At 71.4% G+C, this 17,005-nt stretch carries 18 protein-coding genes; 5 read left to right on the top strand and 13 right to left on the bottom strand.

From position 1 onward, the window contains the following. Positions 1-205 precede the first annotated feature (205 nt). The 5 genes from ACZ42A_RS01555 to ACZ42A_RS01535 all read right to left on the bottom strand — a co-directional run bounded on the left by ACZ42A_RS01555 (position 206) and on the right by ACZ42A_RS01535 (position 5,580). Positions 206-1,855, bottom strand: coding sequence for a nuclease/transposase family protein (locus ACZ42A_RS01555; RefSeq protein ID WP_468525095.1), 1,650 nt, complete (start codon positions 1,853-1,855; stop codon positions 206-208). A gap of 280 nt (positions 1,856-2,135) precedes the next feature. Further along, positions 2,136-3,167 carry a glutamine synthetase gene (glnII, locus tag ACZ42A_RS01550; protein ID WP_468525094.1) on the bottom strand — a complete coding sequence of 344 codons (1,032 nt, stop codon included), beginning with the start codon at positions 3,165-3,167 and terminating at the stop codon, positions 2,136-2,138. Positions 3,168-3,519: 352 nt separating this feature from the next. Beyond that, on the bottom strand, positions 3,520-4,197 hold the full coding sequence (locus ACZ42A_RS01545) for an RlpA-like double-psi beta-barrel domain-containing protein (RefSeq protein ID WP_468525093.1): 678 nt from the start codon (positions 4,195-4,197) through the stop codon (positions 3,520-3,522). 153 nt (positions 4,198-4,350) lie between these two features. Beyond that, a complete protein-coding gene (locus tag ACZ42A_RS01540; protein WP_468525092.1) occupies positions 4,351-5,145 on the bottom strand; it encodes a hypothetical protein in 795 nt (264 codons plus the stop codon). Between the two features lie 75 nt (positions 5,146-5,220). Further along, positions 5,221-5,580, bottom strand: a complete 360-nt coding sequence (locus ACZ42A_RS01535) for an arsenate reductase family protein (RefSeq protein WP_468525091.1) — start codon at positions 5,578-5,580, stop codon at positions 5,221-5,223. A gap of 246 nt (positions 5,581-5,826) precedes the next feature. Here ACZ42A_RS01535 and ACZ42A_RS01530 point away from each other — a divergent pair, with 246 nt between their 5' ends. After that, the gene (locus ACZ42A_RS01530) at positions 5,827-6,141 is read left to right on the top strand and encodes a hypothetical protein (protein ID WP_468525090.1); all 315 of its coding nucleotides are present in this window, start codon (positions 5,827-5,829) and stop codon (positions 6,139-6,141) included. A 51-nt stretch (positions 6,142-6,192) separates the two neighbouring features. Here the strand turns inward: ACZ42A_RS01530 and ACZ42A_RS01525 are convergent, their stop codons facing one another. Next, on the bottom strand, positions 6,193-7,383 hold the full coding sequence (locus ACZ42A_RS01525; RefSeq protein ID WP_468525089.1) for a winged helix DNA-binding domain-containing protein: 1,191 nt from the start codon (positions 7,381-7,383) through the stop codon (positions 6,193-6,195). A 236-nt stretch (positions 7,384-7,619) separates the two neighbouring features. Between ACZ42A_RS01525 and ACZ42A_RS01520 the strand changes: the two genes are divergently transcribed. Beyond that, positions 7,620-8,981 carry a DUF2252 domain-containing protein gene (locus tag ACZ42A_RS01520; protein ID WP_468525088.1) on the top strand — a complete coding sequence of 454 codons (1,362 nt, stop codon included), beginning with the start codon at positions 7,620-7,622 and terminating at the stop codon, positions 8,979-8,981. A 6-nt stretch (positions 8,982-8,987) separates the two neighbouring features. Here the strand turns inward: ACZ42A_RS01520 and ACZ42A_RS01515 are convergent, their stop codons facing one another. Further along, positions 8,988-10,628: a phosphotransferase gene (locus ACZ42A_RS01515; RefSeq protein WP_468525087.1), complete on the bottom strand. Its 1,641-nt coding sequence runs from the start codon at positions 10,626-10,628 to the stop codon at positions 8,988-8,990. 131 nt (positions 10,629-10,759) lie between these two features. On the opposite strand from ACZ42A_RS01515, the gene ACZ42A_RS01510 reads away from it, so the two are divergent. Then, positions 10,760-11,029, top strand: a complete 270-nt coding sequence (locus tag ACZ42A_RS01510; protein WP_468525086.1) for a hypothetical protein — start codon at positions 10,760-10,762, stop codon at positions 11,027-11,029. 13 nt (positions 11,030-11,042) lie between these two features. Here the strand turns inward: ACZ42A_RS01510 and pspAB are convergent, their stop codons facing one another. The 3 genes from pspAB to ACZ42A_RS01495 all read right to left on the bottom strand — a co-directional run bounded on the left by pspAB (position 11,043) and on the right by ACZ42A_RS01495 (position 12,883). Further along, positions 11,043-11,627 carry a PspA-associated protein PspAB gene (gene pspAB / locus ACZ42A_RS01505; RefSeq protein WP_468525085.1) on the bottom strand — a complete coding sequence of 195 codons (585 nt, stop codon included), beginning with the start codon at positions 11,625-11,627 and terminating at the stop codon, positions 11,043-11,045. Positions 11,628-11,632: 5 nt separating this feature from the next. Then, on the bottom strand, positions 11,633-12,553 hold the full coding sequence (htpX, locus tag ACZ42A_RS01500) for a zinc metalloprotease HtpX (RefSeq protein ID WP_468525084.1): 921 nt from the start codon (positions 12,551-12,553) through the stop codon (positions 11,633-11,635). 66 nt (positions 12,554-12,619) lie between these two features. Then, positions 12,620-12,883 (bottom strand): SCO2583/SCO2584 N-terminal domain-containing protein, encoded by a 264-nt coding sequence (locus ACZ42A_RS01495; protein WP_468525083.1) that lies wholly within the window; start codon positions 12,881-12,883, stop codon positions 12,620-12,622. 269 nt (positions 12,884-13,152) lie between these two features. Between ACZ42A_RS01495 and ACZ42A_RS01490 the strand changes: the two genes are divergently transcribed. Beyond that, positions 13,153-13,389 carry a hypothetical protein gene (locus ACZ42A_RS01490; RefSeq protein WP_468525082.1) on the top strand — a complete coding sequence of 79 codons (237 nt, stop codon included), beginning with the start codon at positions 13,153-13,155 and terminating at the stop codon, positions 13,387-13,389. Positions 13,390-13,530: 141 nt separating this feature from the next. On the opposite strand, the gene glnA is transcribed toward ACZ42A_RS01490, so the two are convergent. Next, positions 13,531-14,940 carry a type I glutamate--ammonia ligase gene (gene glnA / locus ACZ42A_RS01485; protein WP_468525081.1) on the bottom strand — a complete coding sequence of 470 codons (1,410 nt, stop codon included), beginning with the start codon at positions 14,938-14,940 and terminating at the stop codon, positions 13,531-13,533. Between the two features lie 220 nt (positions 14,941-15,160). Here glnA and ACZ42A_RS01480 point away from each other — a divergent pair, with 220 nt between their 5' ends. After that, complete coding sequence (locus tag ACZ42A_RS01480) at positions 15,161-15,628, top strand: RDD family protein (RefSeq protein ID WP_468525080.1); 468 nt, start codon at positions 15,161-15,163, stop codon at positions 15,626-15,628. Positions 15,629-15,756: 128 nt separating this feature from the next. Here ACZ42A_RS01480 and ACZ42A_RS01475 read toward each other — a convergent pair whose 3' ends face one another. Next, the gene (locus ACZ42A_RS01475; RefSeq protein WP_468525079.1) at positions 15,757-16,458 is read right to left on the bottom strand and encodes a DUF4191 domain-containing protein; all 702 of its coding nucleotides are present in this window, start codon (positions 16,456-16,458) and stop codon (positions 15,757-15,759) included. 91 nt (positions 16,459-16,549) lie between these two features. Next, complete coding sequence (locus ACZ42A_RS01470; protein WP_468525078.1) at positions 16,550-16,750, bottom strand: SCO2195 family GlnR-regulated protein; 201 nt, start codon at positions 16,748-16,750, stop codon at positions 16,550-16,552. Between the last annotated feature and the right edge of the window lie 255 nt (positions 16,751-17,005).

Raw genomic sequence — 17,005 nt, 5'->3', positions numbered from 1 at the left:
TGGCGACCTGTCGTGGTGTACTTCTGGAAGCTGGCCATGAGCCCATTGAAGCAGACGCCCCCGCCCCGCGGACCCCTCCTCTCATTGCTCGGACGCCCCGACGACCGGAAATCAACTCCCGCCTCCCTCATCCCACCAGGCGTATCCGCCATCTCAAGCGGGCCGCCCGCGTGTTCATCGCGCGGCAACACACCATTCCTGGCGCTTATGGGCTGGTATCGGCCACTGCGCCGTGTACCGGATCGTTGATCCGGTGGCCCTCCGAACGGTCTTGGGGGCCGGGGAACAGCGCGAGCTGGTCACTTCGGCACAGTCGAGTCTTCCCGCCTGCGCTGGGCGTGCTCGCTGTCCTGGGTGAGCTCGCGGTCCCGCGCGGCCTTGGCACGGGCACGGTCTGGCCGGTAGCTCTCCGCGGTCCCATCCTCCGGTGGGGTGCGGTCACACCTGGCCGACGCCGTGCCCGGTGGCCAAGGCCACGCCTGCCGATCGCCACGGCGGCACCGTGATGCCGCGTGACGGATGTTTTCGATTGGGCCTGGAGCGGGGCCTTCCAGTACCTCTCGCCCCAGACAGAGGTGTAGGCGGGGTCCACGGCGATGAGGACCAGGCCCTGGTGGTAGGCCATGCCGCGCAGCCGCTCCCGGAAGCGCGCGGTGGGGATCCCGGCCACGGTGCGGCGGAACGCCTTGCCGCGTCGACCGCGGCCCATGGTTTCCCGGCCGGTGACCCGCGCGTCGCCGAAGCCCAGGTTCTCCACCACGATGGCAGCGCAGTGGTGCTGCCTGGCGAGGGAGATGAGGTGAGCGATCGCTTGCCGAAGCCGCCCATCCCGTGTGGAGGTGGTACCGACGAGTTCCAAGGGGAGCGTGTACGGTTCGCCGACCGCGTTGCCGTGCCGGTCGAGGACGCAGGCCGCCAGGTGATCAGCGTTGAGGTCAACGGCGAGAACGTTCAGGCCCGACGCCCGGATCTCCCCCAGACGGGGCAGGACCGTCATGTCGGCCGACCAGGAGGCGTCCAGGTACCAGCGGCCGCGGGCTGAGTCGCGGACGATGTCGTAGCGGACGGCCCGGCGGGCGGTCACCCGGTCCAGCCACTCCTCCCTCAGGTGGTGGAACGTGACCGTGCACGAGAGGCGATAGCGGCCTCGTGGGGCGTTGGCCATGTATCGCAGCGGCTCAGGGAGAACGACGGAGACCTCGCCCGAGATGGGGTCGACGGTGATGGTGTAGTTGCCGTGCGGAGCGCCGGACTCCCCGTCAGCGGTCAGGAACAGCCGGGCGGCATCCCACCGATGCCGCCAGTCGGCTTCGGTCAAACCGGCCTCGGCCAGGTGGTGACGGATCCTTGCCAGCCGGCGCCCGCCCACCGTGACCGACGGGCGCCCCTGCTCGATCTGCTGCTCCACCAACGCCAGCCGGGCTTCAAGCCTCTTCTGATGCTGCTGCTTCTGCCAGCGCTCGGCCTGGTTCGCGTACCCACGCATCCGACCACGCTTCTGGCCACACGGCACCGCCAGCCGCTGCCCGATCTTCCGGATCCGGCGCAGCAGACCGGCCCGCTCATCCGACAGGCAGCGCATCGACAGCTGATACTGATCCTCCGACACCCGGGTCATCGCCCCCGCCCACCGGGAAGAGGAAACCGCGGTCAGCTGCTTCTTTCGACTGGCCCGCTGGGTGTTCTTCGACGGAACGTTCCCGATCCGGATGCGTGTGGCGAGGTCGGCTCGCTGCTGGCGGCCAAGATGCTCGCCTACCAGGGTGAGGACCTTCACGTCCACCGCGGTCAGGCCCTTGAGCCGGTCCCGAATCCTCGCGCCAGACGGGGCGGCCACCGTGAACGGTGCAGCCATCGCACGCAGCTGACGCCTCCGCCCCCGCCTGCGTGCCATCCGCCTCCCCTGCCTGGATCGCATTGAACTCGGCTGTTGCCATCGATCATGCGTTCCGTGGACACGGGAGATACGGGGATCTGCCCTCGTTCACACGATCGAGGGACGCGCTGGCCGACAACGATCAACTTGGCTTCAGGCCAATACAGCCGGCCATGCGCATCCGCATGACCAGCGCCAGGCGCACGCGAAAGGGGCGCCCACCTCGGTGGGCGCCCCTTTCGGAGCCGTCTGGCATGGATCAGACCTGGCCGGCCTTCTCCAGGGCGGAGCAGCAGGTGTCCACCAGGAGGCGGGTCACCACGTACGGGTCGACGTTGGCGTTCGGGCGGCGGTCCTCGATGTAGCCCTTGCCGTCCTTCTCGACCTGCCACGGGATACGGACGGACGCACCGCGGTTGGAGACGCCGTAGGAGTACTTGTCCCACGGGGCGGTCTCGTGCAGACCGGTCAGGCGGTCGTCGATGCCGGCGCCGTAGTTCTTGACGTGGTCGAGCGGCTTGGAGCCCTCGCCGAGCGCCTCGCAGGCGGTGATGATCGCGTCGTAGCCCTCGCGCATCGCCTTGGTGGAGAAGTTGGTGTGCGCGCCCGCGCCGTTCCAGTCGCCCTTGACCGGCTTGGGGTCGAGGGTGGCGGAGATGCCGAAGTCCTCGGCGGTGCGGTAGAGCAGCCAGCGGGCCACCCACAGCTGGTCGGAGACCTCGAGCGGGGAGAGCGGGCCGACCTGGAACTCCCACTGGCCCGGCATGACCTCGGCGTTGATGCCGGAGATGCCCAGACCCGCCTTCAGGCAGTTGTCGAGGTGCTTCTCGACGATCTCACGGCCGAAGATCTCGTCGGCGCCGACACCGCAGTAGTAGCCGCCCTGCGGGGCGGGGAAGCCGCCCTCCGGGAAGCCGAGCGGGCGGGAGCCGTCGAAGAAGGTGTACTCCTGCTCGATGCCGAAGATCGGCTCCTGAGCGGCGAACTTCTCGGCGACCTCGGCCAGCGCGGCGCGCGTGTTGGACGAGTGCGGCGTCATGTCGATGTCGAGGACCTCGCACAGGACGAGGATGTCGTCGCCGCCGCGGATCGGGTCGGGGCAGGTGAAGACCGGCTTGAGGACACGGTCCGAGGAGTGGCCCTCGGCCTGGTTGGTGGAAGACCCGTCGAAGCCCCAGATCGGCAGCGCGTCCAGACCGGCGGGCGAACCCGCGATGATCTTGGTCTTGGAACGGAGCTTGGCCGTCGGCTCGGTGCCGTCGATCCAGATGTACTCAGCCTTGAAGGTCACGGGCCACATCCTTCGGGGGTGGGTCTGGGCGCGCTTGCGGGTGCTGCGGCGCTGCGGCACTGGGGCGCCGCGCTTGGTGCCCGCGAGCCTGTCAACAGGCGATTTCCCGATCATTGCCCGTTTGTGAACCCCGTGTTACCTGGTGGTGCTGTGGTGCGACTCACAGCGTGAGGGCGGCGTCGTTGCGGAAACTCACCGGTCGCGACCGCGGACGGTGAGCCGCCCGGCGGCCGGCGTGCCTCGTATGCGATGGGAATGCGCCGCCCCGGCGGGGGTAGGCGGCGGCCCGGGCGCACATGCCGCGGGCCGCCGCCTCAGCTCTCCCCTCCGTGGATTCCTCTCCGGCCGGGCCTCACCCCACCTTCTCGATCAGCGCCCGGCGGATCAGGAACTTGCCGGGCTCCCGGACCTGCTCGAACGCCGCGTTGTTGAGCAGGACGCAGCTGCCCGAGACCGACGTGACCTCCACCGTCGTGGACTTGTCGTTGTCCAGGTTGGTGACCTTCAGCTTCGTCCCCGCCGGGAACTGGTTGCTGGACGCGGCCGGGGCGCCGCCCTCGCCGGAGAGGGTGACGGTCGACCCGTTGCAGACCTGCTCACCGGCCGCCTCGGCGGGCTGCGACGGCTGCGCCTCCTCGGCGGGAGCGGACGGATCGGCGGGCTGGGCGGGCTCGGCGGCCTCCGCGGGCGCGGAGGGCTGTGCGGACTGGGAGTCCTGAGCCGACCCCCCGATCGCCTCGCCCACCTCGCACCCGGAGGCCTCCTGTTTGCGCTGGATCTCTGCGATGACCGCCTCGCGGTTGGCGATCCGTGCCTCCGACTGCGCGTCCGGATTGGCCCGCTGCGCCTCGATGAACCGCTGGTTGTTGCCGAGAGCGGTGGCGAGGCCCTGGCACACGTTCGAGTCCTTCGCGGACTGCGCGGCGTTCGACGTGCTCGCCATGACGAAGGCGCCGCCTCCCGCCACCGTGGCCGCGCTCACCAGCAGCGCGATCTTCTTCTTCGTACCGAGTGTTCTCCTACGCGACATGCGCGCCTCCTGAAGAGGTCGGTGGAGCGTACGCCGCTATGTACGAGATCCCGAACGAGGTTACTCAGTGGTTACAGGAGTACGTTGAAGTGGCTTGTGTCACAAGGGAGTTACGAGGATCACGGGGTTGCGGGGTCACGGGGGCCGCGAGGGTCACCCCTCCTCGTACGCCACCACGTTGTCGTTGACGTACTGGAGCAGCTCCTCGGTCTGCCGGGTGATCGCGGCCTCCTCCGTCTCCGCGCCGTCGCCCCACTGGCCGTTGGCGAACACCACCGAGCGGACCGTCATCAGCCGGCGGAACACCCCCGCCGAACCGGGCGGCACCGTGGGCATCCCCGCCTCGGGCGGCGGGTCGAGCGAGACGGTCTGATAGGTCACCGGGTCCATGGAGGCCATCGCGAACACCGACGAGGCGTCCTCGACGCGCCGGAAGCTCAGCACGGTCACCGTCACCTGCGAGCGCCGCTCCGCGTCCGTGAAGAGCGCGGCGGTCAGCCGCAGACAGCCCTCGCCCTGCTCGATCAGCGCGGCCAGCTCCGGGGACATGCCCTGGGCGCACTCGGGGGTGGTGGCCAGGTCGACGCGCTCGTAGCGGGAGCCGTTCGGCAGCCGCACGCTCGTCGCCGGGAACGCCCGCTCGGGGCGTATGACGGGGCGTGCGAGGAGGGAGGGGAGGGCGGACGGGGCGTCGGGCGGGAGCGAGGCCGTGACGGAGGGGGCCGGCGGCGCACTGCTCGCCGTCGGGGCGGCGGTCGTGGGCGGCGCGGCGGCCGGGGCCCCGTCGTCTCCGCCGGTGTACATCACGGTCCCGGCGGCGAGGGCGGCGAGCAGCACACCGCCGGTCACGCCGGCCACGGCGAAGCGGGTGCGACGGCGTCTTCGCAGCCGCTCCTGCTCCCTCGCCCAGTGGGTGTACGGGTCGATCCCCTGATCATGGAACGTCATGGCGGCGGAGGGTAACAGCGCGAGCCGCCCGAACTCCCGCCGCCCGACAAACAGTTGAGAAGGGGAGAAGGAGGGCTAACGGGACAGGGCGTCCCGTACGGCCTCGTCGGTGCGGGCCACCACGGCCGTACCGTCGTCCGCCGTGATGATGGGGCGCTGGATCAGCTTCGGGTGCTCCGCCAGTGCCGTGACCCAGCGGTCGCGGGAGGCGGCGTCCCGCGGCCACTCCTTCAGGCCCAGCTCCTTGGCGGCGGGTTCCTGGGTGCGGGTGATGTCCCACGGCTCCAGGCCGAGGCGGTCCAGTACGTCGCGGATCTCGTCCTCGGTCGGGACGTCCTCCAGGTAGCGGCGGACGGTGTAGTCGGCGCCCTCGGCGTCGAGCAGCTTCACGGCGCTGCGGCACTTGGAGCAGGCGGGGTTGATCCAGATTTCCATGCCGGACACGGTACGCCGCAGGTGGTCGCACGCCGGGGCGGCATCCTGCTCTGTTCGATTTTGACGGGGTATCCCACAGGCCCCGCCAGAACGGTCTGACACACCGGCAATTTCCTTGCTCACCTGGGGCTTTGGGCTGCTTCGCAGGCCCCCGATTGTCAGTGGTGGGCAGTAGAATTGAAGCAGTGTTCGAGGGGATCGCCGGGGGCTTCCGGGCGGTTCCCTGACCGCGACAGGAGGATGCCCGTGCCCGCTGCCGCACTGAAGCCGAAGCCGTTGCCCACCCAGTCCACCGCCCGCCGTGCCGTCCAGCTCGACCTGCCGTACGCCCCCGTCCCGAAGCGGCCGTTGCCGCCCGGGCGGCCGCGCGAGTGGTACATCTCGCACAACCGCCGGCTCAAGGCCATGCGCCTGGCCATAGCGCTGCTCGACTCCGGCGTCTACCTGCCGGGCCAGGCCCGCAACGAGACGATCCGGGACACCGCGCAGCTCATCGGCATCCACCCGCCGTCGGACACGACGTGCCACATGGTGCGGGCGCTGATGAAGTACTGCCGCTGAGCCGGTGTGACGCCGGGTGCCGTGTGCTGCGCGGTGCCCGGCGTCATGGCGTCAGCCGGCCAACTCCCGCTCCAGCGGCGTCCGGAACCGTGGCGTCACCCGCGTCCGCCCCACCCACTCCCGCAGCCGCTCCGCCTCCGCCCCGATCACCGCCTCGGCCTCCCGGCCGACCCCGGTGCCGTCCAGGATCCGCCAGACGATCTCGCCGTCGGCCCGCTGGGCCCAGCCGCCGACCACCCGCCCGTCCCACCACACCGTCGGCCCGACGTTGCCGCTGCGGTCGAACAGTGCCGCGCGCAGCTCCGGCGCGAGATACCAGTCCCGCTGCTGCCAGCCCATGGCGGTCGGGTCCAGGGCGGGCAGCAGCGCCGCCCAGGGTTCGGCAGCCCCCGGCACCGGTTCCTCGTCGCCCTCGACGACGTACCCCACGCCCTCGTCGAGCCCGACCTCCCGCGCCCCGATCGCCCCCAGCGCTCTCCGCACCTCCGTCACCCGCCACCCCGTCCACCACTTGAGGTCGGCCTCGGTCGCCGGACCGCACGCCGCGAGCCAGCGGCGCAGCAGGTCCGCCTGGGCTCCGGCCGCGTCCAGCTCGGGATGTTCCGGGGCCGGCGCCCAGCGGAACTGCGAGGACGTCCAGGAACCCAGCGGCCGCCCCCGGACCACCTTGCCCTCCACGCCCAGCACGCGCAGCAGCCTGCCGGAGACGGTGTGCATCCCCTCGTAGCTCTTCCCGGCCGCGTACACGAACTGCTCCCGCAGCCGTGGCTCGTCCTCCGCCAGCTCCGCCGCCGTCGCCTCCCCGCGCCGCGCCAGCGCGGCCAGCGCCGACGCCTCCACCTCGGCCAGCCACGCCGCGTCCGGTGCGCCCGCCTTCGCCATGTCCTTGACCAGCGAGCTTCGTTCCCGGGCGGCGACCGCGATCCCCGTGGAGGCGTGCACGACGGCGGTCAGCTCCGTCGGGAAGACGAACACGGTGTGCCGCATGCCGTGCATCCGGACCAGGGTTCTGTCCTCGTACAGCGCCCGCTCGGTCTCCGGCACCGTCTTCACCGGCTCCGCCAGCCGCGCGCCCACCGCCAGATACACCGTCGCCGGATCCGTGCCGTGCAGCGCCACGAGCGCCTCGGCGGCCTCCTCCGGGCGTGCCGCCCGCGCCCCCGGCGCCAGCCGGTGCCGCAGTCCCAGCCGGGCCTGCCGCTCCGCCGCGCCGATGTGCCGCCGTACCGCCGCGCCGCCCATGCCGACCTCCTGATCCGTCGAGTCCCAGCCCTGTCGTCCCAGCCCTGTCGATCCTGCCCGACGCCACTGACAATCGGCTCCGGCCCGCACCGCCCGCCCGTCACCCGTTCGCCGTACTGGGCATGCGCCGCCCCCGCCCCGGGCCGTTCACTGCGAACAGGAGGCGGCGACCCAGGGAGGTGTGGCATGCAGCGCAACGGCAACGACCACCGCATACGGGCATCGGCCGCCGCCCCATGACCACGCCCGCGCCCAGCCCCGCGACGCCCGCCGAACGCGCCGACCTCGGCCGGGCCGCCCGCAAACGCGTCCCGCGTACCGGGCACGCCGCCTGGCTGGCGTCCGTCGACCGGCCGGACCCCGTCGTCGTACTGGAGAAGCAGGGCCGCGACCGGTTGCCGGAGCTGCTGCCGATCCGGTACGGACGCATGGCCGCCTCCCCGTTCGCCTTCCTGCGCGGCGCCGCCGCCGTGATGGCCGCCGACCTCGCCGCCCAGCCGCACACCGGGCTGACCGTGCAGCTGTGCGGGGACGCCCATCTGCTCAACTTCGGTCTGTACGCCTCCCCGGAACACACCCTGCTGTTCGACCTCGACGACTTCGACGAGACCTTCCCCGGCCCCTTCGAGTGGGACGTCAAACGCCTCGCCGCCAGCGTCGCGGTCGCCGCCCGGGAGAACGGGCACACCGACGCCAAGGCGCACCGGGCCGCCCTGGAGTCGGCCGCCGCCTACCGCACCGCCATGCGGCGGCTGGCCCGGATGGGCGAGCTGGACGCCTGGTACGAGCGCATCGAGGCCGACCGGCTGCTGCCCCTGGTCCGCTCCGCGCGGCGCCGCCGCCGGGTCGAGGCCAGCCTCACCCGGGCCCGCCGGCACACCAGCCTCCAGGCGCTCGACAAGCTGACCGAGGTCGTCGACGGCCGCCGCCGTATCGTCCACGACCCGCCACTGCTGGAACCGGCCGGCGCCGCCGACACCGCCGCCCTGCGCAAGAGCTTCAGCGACTACCGCTCGACCCTTCCCGAGGAGCGCCGGCTGCTCCTGGACCGCTACCGCTTCGTCGACGCCGCCCGCAAGGTGGTCGGCATCGGCAGCGTCGGCGTCCCCTGCTTCATCGTGCTGCTGGAGGGCCGCGACCCCGACGACCCGCTGTTCCTCCAGCTCAAGGAGGCCGGTACGTCCGTCCTGGAGGAGCATCTGCCGAGCGGGCCGTACGACCATCCCGGCCACCGGGTCGTCGCTGGACAGCGGCTCCTCCAGGCCGCCGCCGACATCTTCCTCGGCTGGATGACCGGCCCACAGGGCCGCGCCCACTACTGGCGGCAGCTGCGCGACATGAAGGGCTCCGCGGACGTCGCCGGGATGAGCCCGGCCGACCTGCGCGCCTACGCCGCCCTGTGCGGCACCGCCCTGGCCCGCGCGCACGCCCGCTCCGGCGACCGCATCGCCATCGCCGCCTACCTGGGCGGCGCCGACACCTTCGACCGCGCGGTCGCCGAGTTCGCGCTGCGCTATGCCGACCAGACCGCCGCCGACCACACCGCCCTCGGCGCGGCCGTGGCGGCGGGGGTCGTCGCCGCCGCGCCGGAGGCGTGAGGGGCGTCAGCGGCCGTACCGTTCCAGCAGTCCGCGCACATACGCCGCCAGCCGCCCGCCCAGCACGTCCGGCGTCAGATCCGCGCGGCCCAGCTCCCGCCACGGACCGGCGAGCTTGGCCGCGTCGGGGGAGTAGCCGAGCGCGTCGAGGAGGCGCCAGTACAGGTGGTCGGGCCCGTCGGCCAGTGACCGGCCGCCGTGCCGCTCGTAGCGCTCCCGGAAGCCGAGCCCCCACTCCGGGCCGTGCAGCAGCGCCAGCGCCGTTGAACAGTGCGCGACGTCGAGGTCGGCCGGGCCCCACGAAGTCTCCACCCAGTCGACGACACCGGTGATCCGCAGGTCCGCTCCGGTGCCGTCGAAGAGGACGTTCCCGGGATGGAAGTCCCGGTGTAGGAAGCAGCCCTCGTACGGCGGCGGATCGCGGCGGATGGCGTCCACGGCCCGGTCCCACAGCGCGCCGCCGGGGGTGTCGGCTCGCTCCGGTGAGGTCCACGCCTGGTAGGCGCGCGGCCGCTCGTCCGGTACCACCGCGTGGATCCGGGCGAGTTGTCCCGCCAGCAGCTCCACGCGCCACTCCAGGTCCTCCTCGTCGACCCGTACGCGGCCGGGCAGCGACGTCATCAGCAGCGAGGGGTGGTCGCACAGTTCCGCGGTCGCGTCCACCGCGACCAGCTCCGGCGCCGGGATGCCGTCCCGCCCCGCGAGCAGTGCCAGGACATCCGCCTCGCGCGTCAGCAGACCGGGGGCGTGGCGGCGGAAGAAGGGCTTCACGAAGGACCGCAGCACCAGCGCGGAGCCGTCGTCCAGGGTGAGCCGGCGCATCTGCGAGCTCCAGCCGCCGCGCAGGGGGCGGCTGTCGACGACCCGGCGTCCCTCCGGCAGCCGCTTGGCCACCCAGGCGCGGGTCGCCGTCCAGCCGCCGTCGCCCAGCCCGGTGAGCACCGCGGTCACGAAGTCCCGCCGGTCGTCCGCGTGGTCGCGGAACCACAGGCCCAGCCGGTGCTCCGCGTCGGGGAGTTCGAAGCGGGTGTACTGGGCGCGGGCCGCCAGCGCGTCCTGCACCGCCTCCGTCACCTCCGGCGGGATCACCGCGTCGGTGCCGGGGACGGCCAGCACCGCCCGGCCCGGGTAGGAGCGCAGCACGTCGAGGGCGGGGGATTCCCGCCAGCTGTCCGGCGTGCGGAGGATCTCCGTGAAGCGGCCGGTGCCGTCCCCGAACGGTACGTCCCAGGCCTCGGGCGCGTAGACGGCGGGCGCGCCGAGGCCCACCGCCGCGACCCGGTCGCCGTAGTGCCGGATCAGGTCGGCCACCGTCTGCCCGCTCATGCTGAACCCGACCAGGACCAGCGGCGCGTCCGCCGGGACCCGCGCGTCGATCACCGCCATCGCCTGCTCGAACCGGCGGCGCAGGCTCAACTCGGCGAGGACGCCGGTGCTGTCGCCGTGGCCCGAGAAGTCGAGAGCCAGCGCGTGGCAGCCGTGGGCGGCGAACTCGCCGAGCAGCGGCAGCAGTCGCTCCTTGCTGCCGGTGCCCGCCCCGTGCAGCAGCACGGCCACGGGTCCGGCGCCGGTACCGCCGTACACCCCGCTGAGCCGTTCGCCGTCGTGGTCGTGGGTGAAGGACGTGAAGGGAAGCAGTGTGCTCATGCCGCCCATTCACTCACGGGTGCGCTCAACTCGCCCTGAACGCGGGGGAAAAGGAGATGCGGCACCCTGTGCGCGCAGGGCACCCTCGAAACACAGACCCCACCCCACGTTCCAGGGAAGGAGGCCCTGTCATGGGCACCATCGTGCTGTCCGGGGCGGTCGTCCTGGTCGTCCTGGGATTCGGAAACCACCTCTACTGGCTCGCCGCCGTCGCTCTGCTCTACCTGTACGTGCGGTACGGAGGCGGTACGTCCCCGAGGCCCCCCGCGGGTCCGGGGTCGGCACCGACCACCTACCAGGCGTACCGCGACCGCCGTGACCAGCAGGCCAAGTGGGAGCGCCGCTACCGCCGCGAGCGCCCCCTGGAGGCCCGCCGTCAGGAGCGGGAAAGGAGCAGGTGAGGGAGCGAGGGGATCACAGACCGGGGGCGCCCCACACCGGGAACCACCGCCCCAGGTCCTCCTCGATCCGCAGATCGTCCGCGAGCGCCGCCCTCAGCTCCAGCTCGAGTGCGTTGTCGCGCCGCTGCCCCGCGCCCGGCAGCGGCGCGAACGGGTAGAAGGTGCCGCGCTTGTAGAGATAGACCAGCGCCAGCCGGCGCCCCTCCGGGTTCCGGAACCCGGCCAGTGAGCACAGCAGCTGCGGCCCGAAGCCGCTGGCCTCCATCGAGCTGTTCACCGCGTGCAGATCATTCACGAGCAGCGGCAGGTCGTCGGGGGAGCGGCGGGAGACCAGCCAGGAGTAGCCGTACGCGTCCTGCTCCAGCTCCACCGGGGGCCCGGTGCGGTCGGCGTCCGCGTCCAGCAGGGCGCGCACCTCACGGTGGGTCTGCTCGAAGGCGGCGCCCTCGACCGTGGCGAAGCACACCGCGCCCTGCCCGGTCGGCGTGAAGGCGGCGGCGGCCTCCAGGGTCACCGCCGCCGAGGGCAGCGCGAACAGCCGGTCGAGATCGGGCGCGACCGGCTTGGTCCGGCCGAGCAGGATGTCCAGCAGCCCCATGCCGCTCACCCCGCCTTCCCGGGCGCCGCGGCCTCACCCAGCTCACCGGAGATCCGGCCCAGCTGCGCCAGCCGCTCCTCCAGGCTCGGGTGGGTGGAGAACAGCCGGCCGAGGCTCGGCCCCCGGCCCAGCGCGGGCGTGAAATAGAACGCGTTGAAGGCCTGGGCGGTGCGCAGGTCCCGGGTCGGGATCCGGGCGATGTCCCCGGACAGCTTGGTCAGCGCCGACGCCAGCGCGGAGGGCCGCCCGGTGAGCAGCGCGCCGGCCCGGTCCGCGGCCAGCTCCCGGTACCGGGACAGCGCCCGGATCAACAGGAAGCTGATCGCGTACACGGCCGCGGACACCCCCATGACCGTCACGAGGACGACGGCGGTGTTCTGATCCCGGCGCCCTCCCCCGAACAGTCCGGAGTAGAACGCGAACCGCACGATCAGCCCCGCGATCACCCCGAGGAACGACGCCACCGTGATCACGGCGACGTCCTTGTGCGCCACATGCGACAGCTCGTGCGCGAGCACCCCCTCCAGCTCGGCCGGCTCCAGCCGCCGCAGCAGCCCGGTGGTCACACACACCGCGGCGTGCTCGGCGTTCCGCCCGGTCGCGAACGCGTTCGGCATGTCCATCCCGGACACGGCGACGACCGGCTTCGGCAGGTCCGCGAGCGCGCACAGCCGGTCCACCACGGCATGCAACTCCGGATACTCCTCCCGCTCCACGACCCGCCCGCGCATCGCGTACAGCGCGATCCGGTCGGAGAACCAGTACTGCGCCCCCAGCAGCGCCGCCGCCACTACGACGACCAGCACCCAGGACTTCAGCAGCACGATCAGAGCGGCGACGAAACCGACGTACAACAGCCCGAGCAGAAACAGCGTGACCGCCATCCGCGCGGTCAGCCGCCGATCACTCCGAAAGCGGCTCCCCATGGCACACCACCTAGCAGCCGGGCACGGGCCCCTCTGCCAGTGTGCACCCGGTCGTCCCGGGGCGGGTCAGTACGGCGCCCGGAAGTCGATGTACCCCAGCAGCAGGATCACGGCGGCCACACAGCCGAGGACGACCGCCGTCGAGACCCACGACGACCGGCGGCGGGACGACGCCCGGTGATCGGGGGCGGCCCGGAACGGCACCGGTCCCGGCGGGTTGTCCTTCCAGCGCGCGGCGAGCATCCGCGCCCGGGCCGAGGGCTCCTTGTGCTCGGAGCTCTCCGCCCACCGAAGGTCGAACTCCCGCTCCTCGTCGTCCCGTTCGGACATCCCCGTTCCCCCTCCTGGTCCAGTCCCCTCCAGCGTAGTAGGACAAGATGATCGCCTGCCCTTGGTCCAACATGCTGAGTGATCGATGGGCGACTAGCCTTTTAGGGGAGGGCCGCAGCCCGGGATCCGCCTCTTCGCCGGCGAGATCCCGTTCACAACTCAGGCGGCAACACCTAAGACCGCGGCGCGCTGTCCCGATGCGTTCGCGGCCGTCCGTCCGGCTCGTGCCTCGACATGACCGCACGCTGGGATGGAAGGAAGGTATCTCCATGAAAGCACCACGCGCCAGGCGTCTCCTCGCGCTGTCCGCGGCCGGCGTCCTGCTGGCCGGTGGCGCCGCGATCGGCACAGCAGGTACGGCGTCGGCCGCCACACCGACGAGCGTTCCCGCGAACTGGGACGACGACGATCGTCGCTTCTTCCACGATGATCGTCGCTTCTTCCACGACGACCGTCACCACTTCGACCACTTCGGCAACGGCATCGTCGTGATCGTGCTGGGCTGACCGCGGTAGCCGGCGTTTCCACCGGACCGAAGGCGCACGACTGAGGGCCGCCACCTGTCGACAGGTGGCGGCCCTCACCGCGTCTCGGAGGCGCCGTCGACGCCCGCCGCGCTCTGTGCGCGCCGGGCGTCGACGGGCCTGTCACACGTCGAAGTAGAGCTCGAACTCGTGCGGGTGCGGACGCAGCTGCAGCGGGGCGATCTCGTTCGCGCGCTTGTAGTCGATCCAGGTCTCGATCAGGTCCGAGGTGAACACGTCGCCCTGGAGCAGGAACTCGTGGTCGGCCTCGAGGGAGTCGAGGACGGCGCCGAGGGAGGTCGGGACCTGCGGGACGTTGGCGTGCTCCTCGGGAGCCAGCTCGTACAGGTCCTTGTCGATCGGCTCGGCCGGCTCGATCTTGTTCTTGATGCCGTCCAGGCCCGCGAGGAGCAGGGCCGAGAAGGCGAGGTACGGGTTGCCGGAGGAGTCGGGCGCGCGGAACTCGACGCGCTTGGCCTTCGGGTTCGAACCCGTGATCGGGATACGCATGGCGGCGGAGCGGTTGCGCTGCGAGTACACCAGGTTCACCGGGGCCTCGAAGCCCGGCACCAGACGGTGGTACGAGTTCACCGTCGGGTTGGTGAAGGCCAGCAGCGACGGGGCGTGCTTGAGGATGCCGCCGATGTAGTAGCGGGCGGTGTCGGACAGGCCCGCGTAGCCCTGCTCGTCGTAGAACAGCGGCTCGCCGTTGCTCCACAGCGACTGGTGGACGTGCATGCCCGAGCCGTTGTCACCGAAGATCGGCTTCGGCATGAAGGTCGCGGTCTTGCCGTTGCGCCAGGCCACGTTCTTCACGATGTACTTGAAGAGCTGGAGGTCGTCGGCGGCGGCGAGCAGCGTGTTGAACTTGTAGTTGATCTCGGCCTGGCCGGCGGTGCCCACCTCGTGGTGCTGGCGCTCGACCTTCAGACCGGCCTTCTCCAGCTCCAGGGAGATCTCGGCGCGCAGGTCGGCGAAGTGGTCGACCGGCGGGACCGGGAAGTAGCCGCCCTTGTAGCGGACCTTGTAGCCACGGTTGTCCTCGAGGGCGCCGGTGTTCCAGGCACCCGCCTCGGAGTCGATGTGGTAGAAGGACTCGTTCGCGCTGGTCGCGAAGCGGACGCTGTCGAAGACGTAGAACTCGGCCTCGGGACCGAAGAACGCGGTGTCGGCGATCCCGGTGGAGGCGAGGTAGGCCTCGGCCTTCTTCGCCACGTTGCGCGGGTCACGGGAGTACTGCTCGCCCGTGATCGGGTCGTGGATGAAGAAGTTGACGTTCAGCGTCTTGTCGCGGCGGAACGGGTCGACACGGGCGGTCGACAGGTCGGCGCGCAGCGCCATGTCGGACTCGTGAATGGCCTGGAAGCCGCGGATGGAGGAGCCGTCGAAGGCCAGCTCCTCGTCCGGGTCGAACGCCTCAGCCGGCACCGTGAAGTGCTGCATGACGCCCGGGAGGTCGCAGAACCGGACGTCGATGAACTTGACGTCCTCGTCCGCGATGAACTTCTTGGCCTCGTCGGCGTTCTGGAACATCCAGCTCCTCCTACTCCCGACCGTCCCGCCGGGGTGGTAGATCGTTCGTGCGGCCAGTGCGGTGGCACACGCTGTCTTCGACCCTAGGGAGGCGTGATTTCTCCGGCGTGACCCATTTGTTTCGCACAAGTTAACCGGCTCGGGTTCCACAGTAGTCCGCATACGGCCCGGAAACACCCCGCCGTCCTCCGGTCATATACGGGCGCAGTACCGTGTACGGGTGGACAAGAGGCAAGCAATCGGATCATGGCTTTCCGGGCCGCGCGCGGCCATGGAGGAGGCCGGTGCCGACTTCGGATACCGGGGCGAGCAGCTCGGTCTGCCGGAGGACGGTCCGGGCTCCCTAGCCCGCCCGGGACGACGGCTCGGGGCGCTGGCCGTGGACTGGGGCCTGTGCCTGTTGATCGCATACAGCTTGATCACGGACGGCTACGGCCAGGCGACCGGCAACTGGGCCCTGCTGATCTTCTTCGTGATGAGCCTGCTCACCGTCGGCACGATCGGCTTCACTCCGGGCAAGCGCCTCTTCGGACTGCGCGTCGCCGCCCTGGACACCGGCACCGTCCACCCGGGGCGCGCCCTCCTGCGCACGGTCCTGCTCTGCCTGGCCATCCCGGCGCTCGTCTGGGACCGCGACGGCCGCGGCCTGCACGACCGGCTGGCCCGCACGGTCGAGGTCCGCATCTAGGCCCTCTCGTTTGGATGATGCCGGCGTCGCGGGGTGCCTAGCGCCCGCGTACGACGGCCGCGTATCCCCGTATACGACGACGAAGGGCGCCCGGAGTGATCCGGGCGCCCTTCGTCGTACGAGGGTCGTCAGCGGGGTCGCGGCCCGCCCTTCGGGAGGCGCATGCCCTTCGGCATCGGCCCCTTCGGCAGGGGCATGTTGCTCATCAGGTCGCCCAGCGCGCGCAGCCGGTCGTTGGTCGCGGTCACCTGGGGGCCGGTCAGCACCCGGGGCAGCTTCAGCATGGTGGTGCGCAGCTTCTTCAGCTCGACCTGGTCCTCGCCGGTGCCGACGATCAGGTCGTGCACGGGGACGTCCGCGACGATGCGGTTCATCTTCTTCTTCTCGGCGGCCAGCAGGCTCTTGACCCGGTTCGGGTTGCCCTCGGCGACCAGCACGATGCCGGCCTTGCCGACGGCCCGGTGCACCACGTCCTGGCTGCGGTTCATCGCCACCGCGGGGGTGGTCGTCCAGCCCCGGCCGATGTTGTCCAGCACGGCCGCGGCGGCGCCCGGCTGGCCCTCCATCTGCCCGAAGGCGGCCCGCTCGGCCCGGCGCCCGAACACGATCGCCGTCGCGAGGAAGGCGAGCAGGAGGCCCAGGATGCCGAGATAGTAGGGGTGACCGATCAAGAAACCGATCGCGAGGAAGACACCGAAGGTGACGATTCCGACAGCCGCGAGTACAAGACCGATCTTCTTGTCGGCCCTGCGGGTCATCTTGTAGGTCAGGGCGATCTGCTTCAGTCGCCCGGGGTTCGCAGCCTCGGCTGCCGTGTCCTTCCTCGCCATGCCACGAAGTCTACGTGGCTCCCGGAGCGCCTACGACGGCAGTGCCCCGGCGGTTACCGACGGCACCGCTCGGGACGGCCCGGCGGCACGCTCAGGACTGGGCGGCGTACACCTGCTCCAGGACGCGCTCGGCCTCGACCCGGTCCTTGGCGCGGCGGCGGTCCTCCAGGACGGAGGTCCAGGCGTTGCGGCGGGCGGTGCGGTGGCCGCCGCTCATGAGCAGGGACTCGACCGCACGCAGTGCGTCGGTGAAGGACGGAATCGCTGTCGCGCGGACGGGAGCGGCCTGCATGGTGAATCCCCCTAGGGCTCAGCACGGGTTCACGGGGTGTGAAATCAGGGTCACTGATTGGTGTTACCAGGGCGTGACCGACCGGTCAAACAGACATGAAGCCCCGATGCCGCCGGATGGCCGAGGAGTTGCCGTGCCGGAACGCCGTCGGGGGGGGGGGGGGGGGGGGGGGGGGGGGGGGGGGGGGGGGGGGGGGGGGGGAAGGGGGGGGGGGGGGGGGGGGGGGGTGTGGTTTGGTGTGTCGTCACGGCGGTG

It is taken from the genome of Streptomyces sp. NPDC030838 (assembly GCF_055572035.1).
Note: the sequence above shows the minus strand (reverse complement) of the source record. Positions and strands in the feature narration are given on the sequence as shown.

Bases quoted from the DNA above. Each gene is read 5' to 3' on its own strand.
- pspAB (WP_468525085.1), bottom strand. From the start codon at position 11,627: ATGGGGCTGCTGGACATCCTGCTCGGCCGGACCAAGCCGGTCGCGCCC.
- ACZ42A_RS01535 (WP_468525091.1), bottom strand. From the start codon at position 5,580: ATGGAAATCTGGATCAACCCCGCCTGCTCCAAGTGCCGCAGCGCCGTG.
- ACZ42A_RS01515 (WP_468525087.1), bottom strand. From the start codon at position 10,628: ATGAGCACACTGCTTCCCTTCACGTCCTTCACCCACGACCACGACGGC.
- ACZ42A_RS01555 (WP_468525095.1), bottom strand. From the start codon at position 1,855: ATGGCTGCACCGTTCACGGTGGCCGCCCCGTCTGGCGCGAGGATTCGG.
- ACZ42A_RS01490 (WP_468525082.1), top strand. From the start codon at position 13,153: ATGAAAGCACCACGCGCCAGGCGTCTCCTCGCGCTGTCCGCGGCCGGC.
- htpX (WP_468525084.1), bottom strand. From the start codon at position 12,553: ATGGGGAGCCGCTTTCGGAGTGATCGGCGGCTGACCGCGCGGATGGCG.
- ACZ42A_RS01495 (WP_468525083.1), bottom strand. From the start codon at position 12,883: ATGTCCGAACGGGACGACGAGGAGCGGGAGTTCGACCTTCGGTGGGCG.
- glnA (WP_468525081.1), bottom strand. From the start codon at position 14,940: ATGTTCCAGAACGCCGACGAGGCCAAGAAGTTCATCGCGGACGAGGAC.
- ACZ42A_RS01470 (WP_468525078.1), bottom strand. From the start codon at position 16,750: ATGCAGGCCGCTCCCGTCCGCGCGACAGCGATTCCGTCCTTCACCGAC.
- ACZ42A_RS01475 (WP_468525079.1), bottom strand. From the start codon at position 16,458: ATGGCGAGGAAGGACACGGCAGCCGAGGCTGCGAACCCCGGGCGACTG.
- ACZ42A_RS01510 (WP_468525086.1), top strand. From the start codon at position 10,760: ATGGGCACCATCGTGCTGTCCGGGGCGGTCGTCCTGGTCGTCCTGGGA.
- ACZ42A_RS01525 (WP_468525089.1), bottom strand. From the start codon at position 7,383: ATGGGCGGCGCGGCGGTACGGCGGCACATCGGCGCGGCGGAGCGGCAG.
- ACZ42A_RS01545 (WP_468525093.1), bottom strand. From the start codon at position 4,197: ATGTCGCGTAGGAGAACACTCGGTACGAAGAAGAAGATCGCGCTGCTG.
- ACZ42A_RS01540 (WP_468525092.1), bottom strand. From the start codon at position 5,145: ATGACGTTCCATGATCAGGGGATCGACCCGTACACCCACTGGGCGAGG.
- ACZ42A_RS01520 (WP_468525088.1), top strand. From the start codon at position 7,620: ATGACCACGCCCGCGCCCAGCCCCGCGACGCCCGCCGAACGCGCCGAC.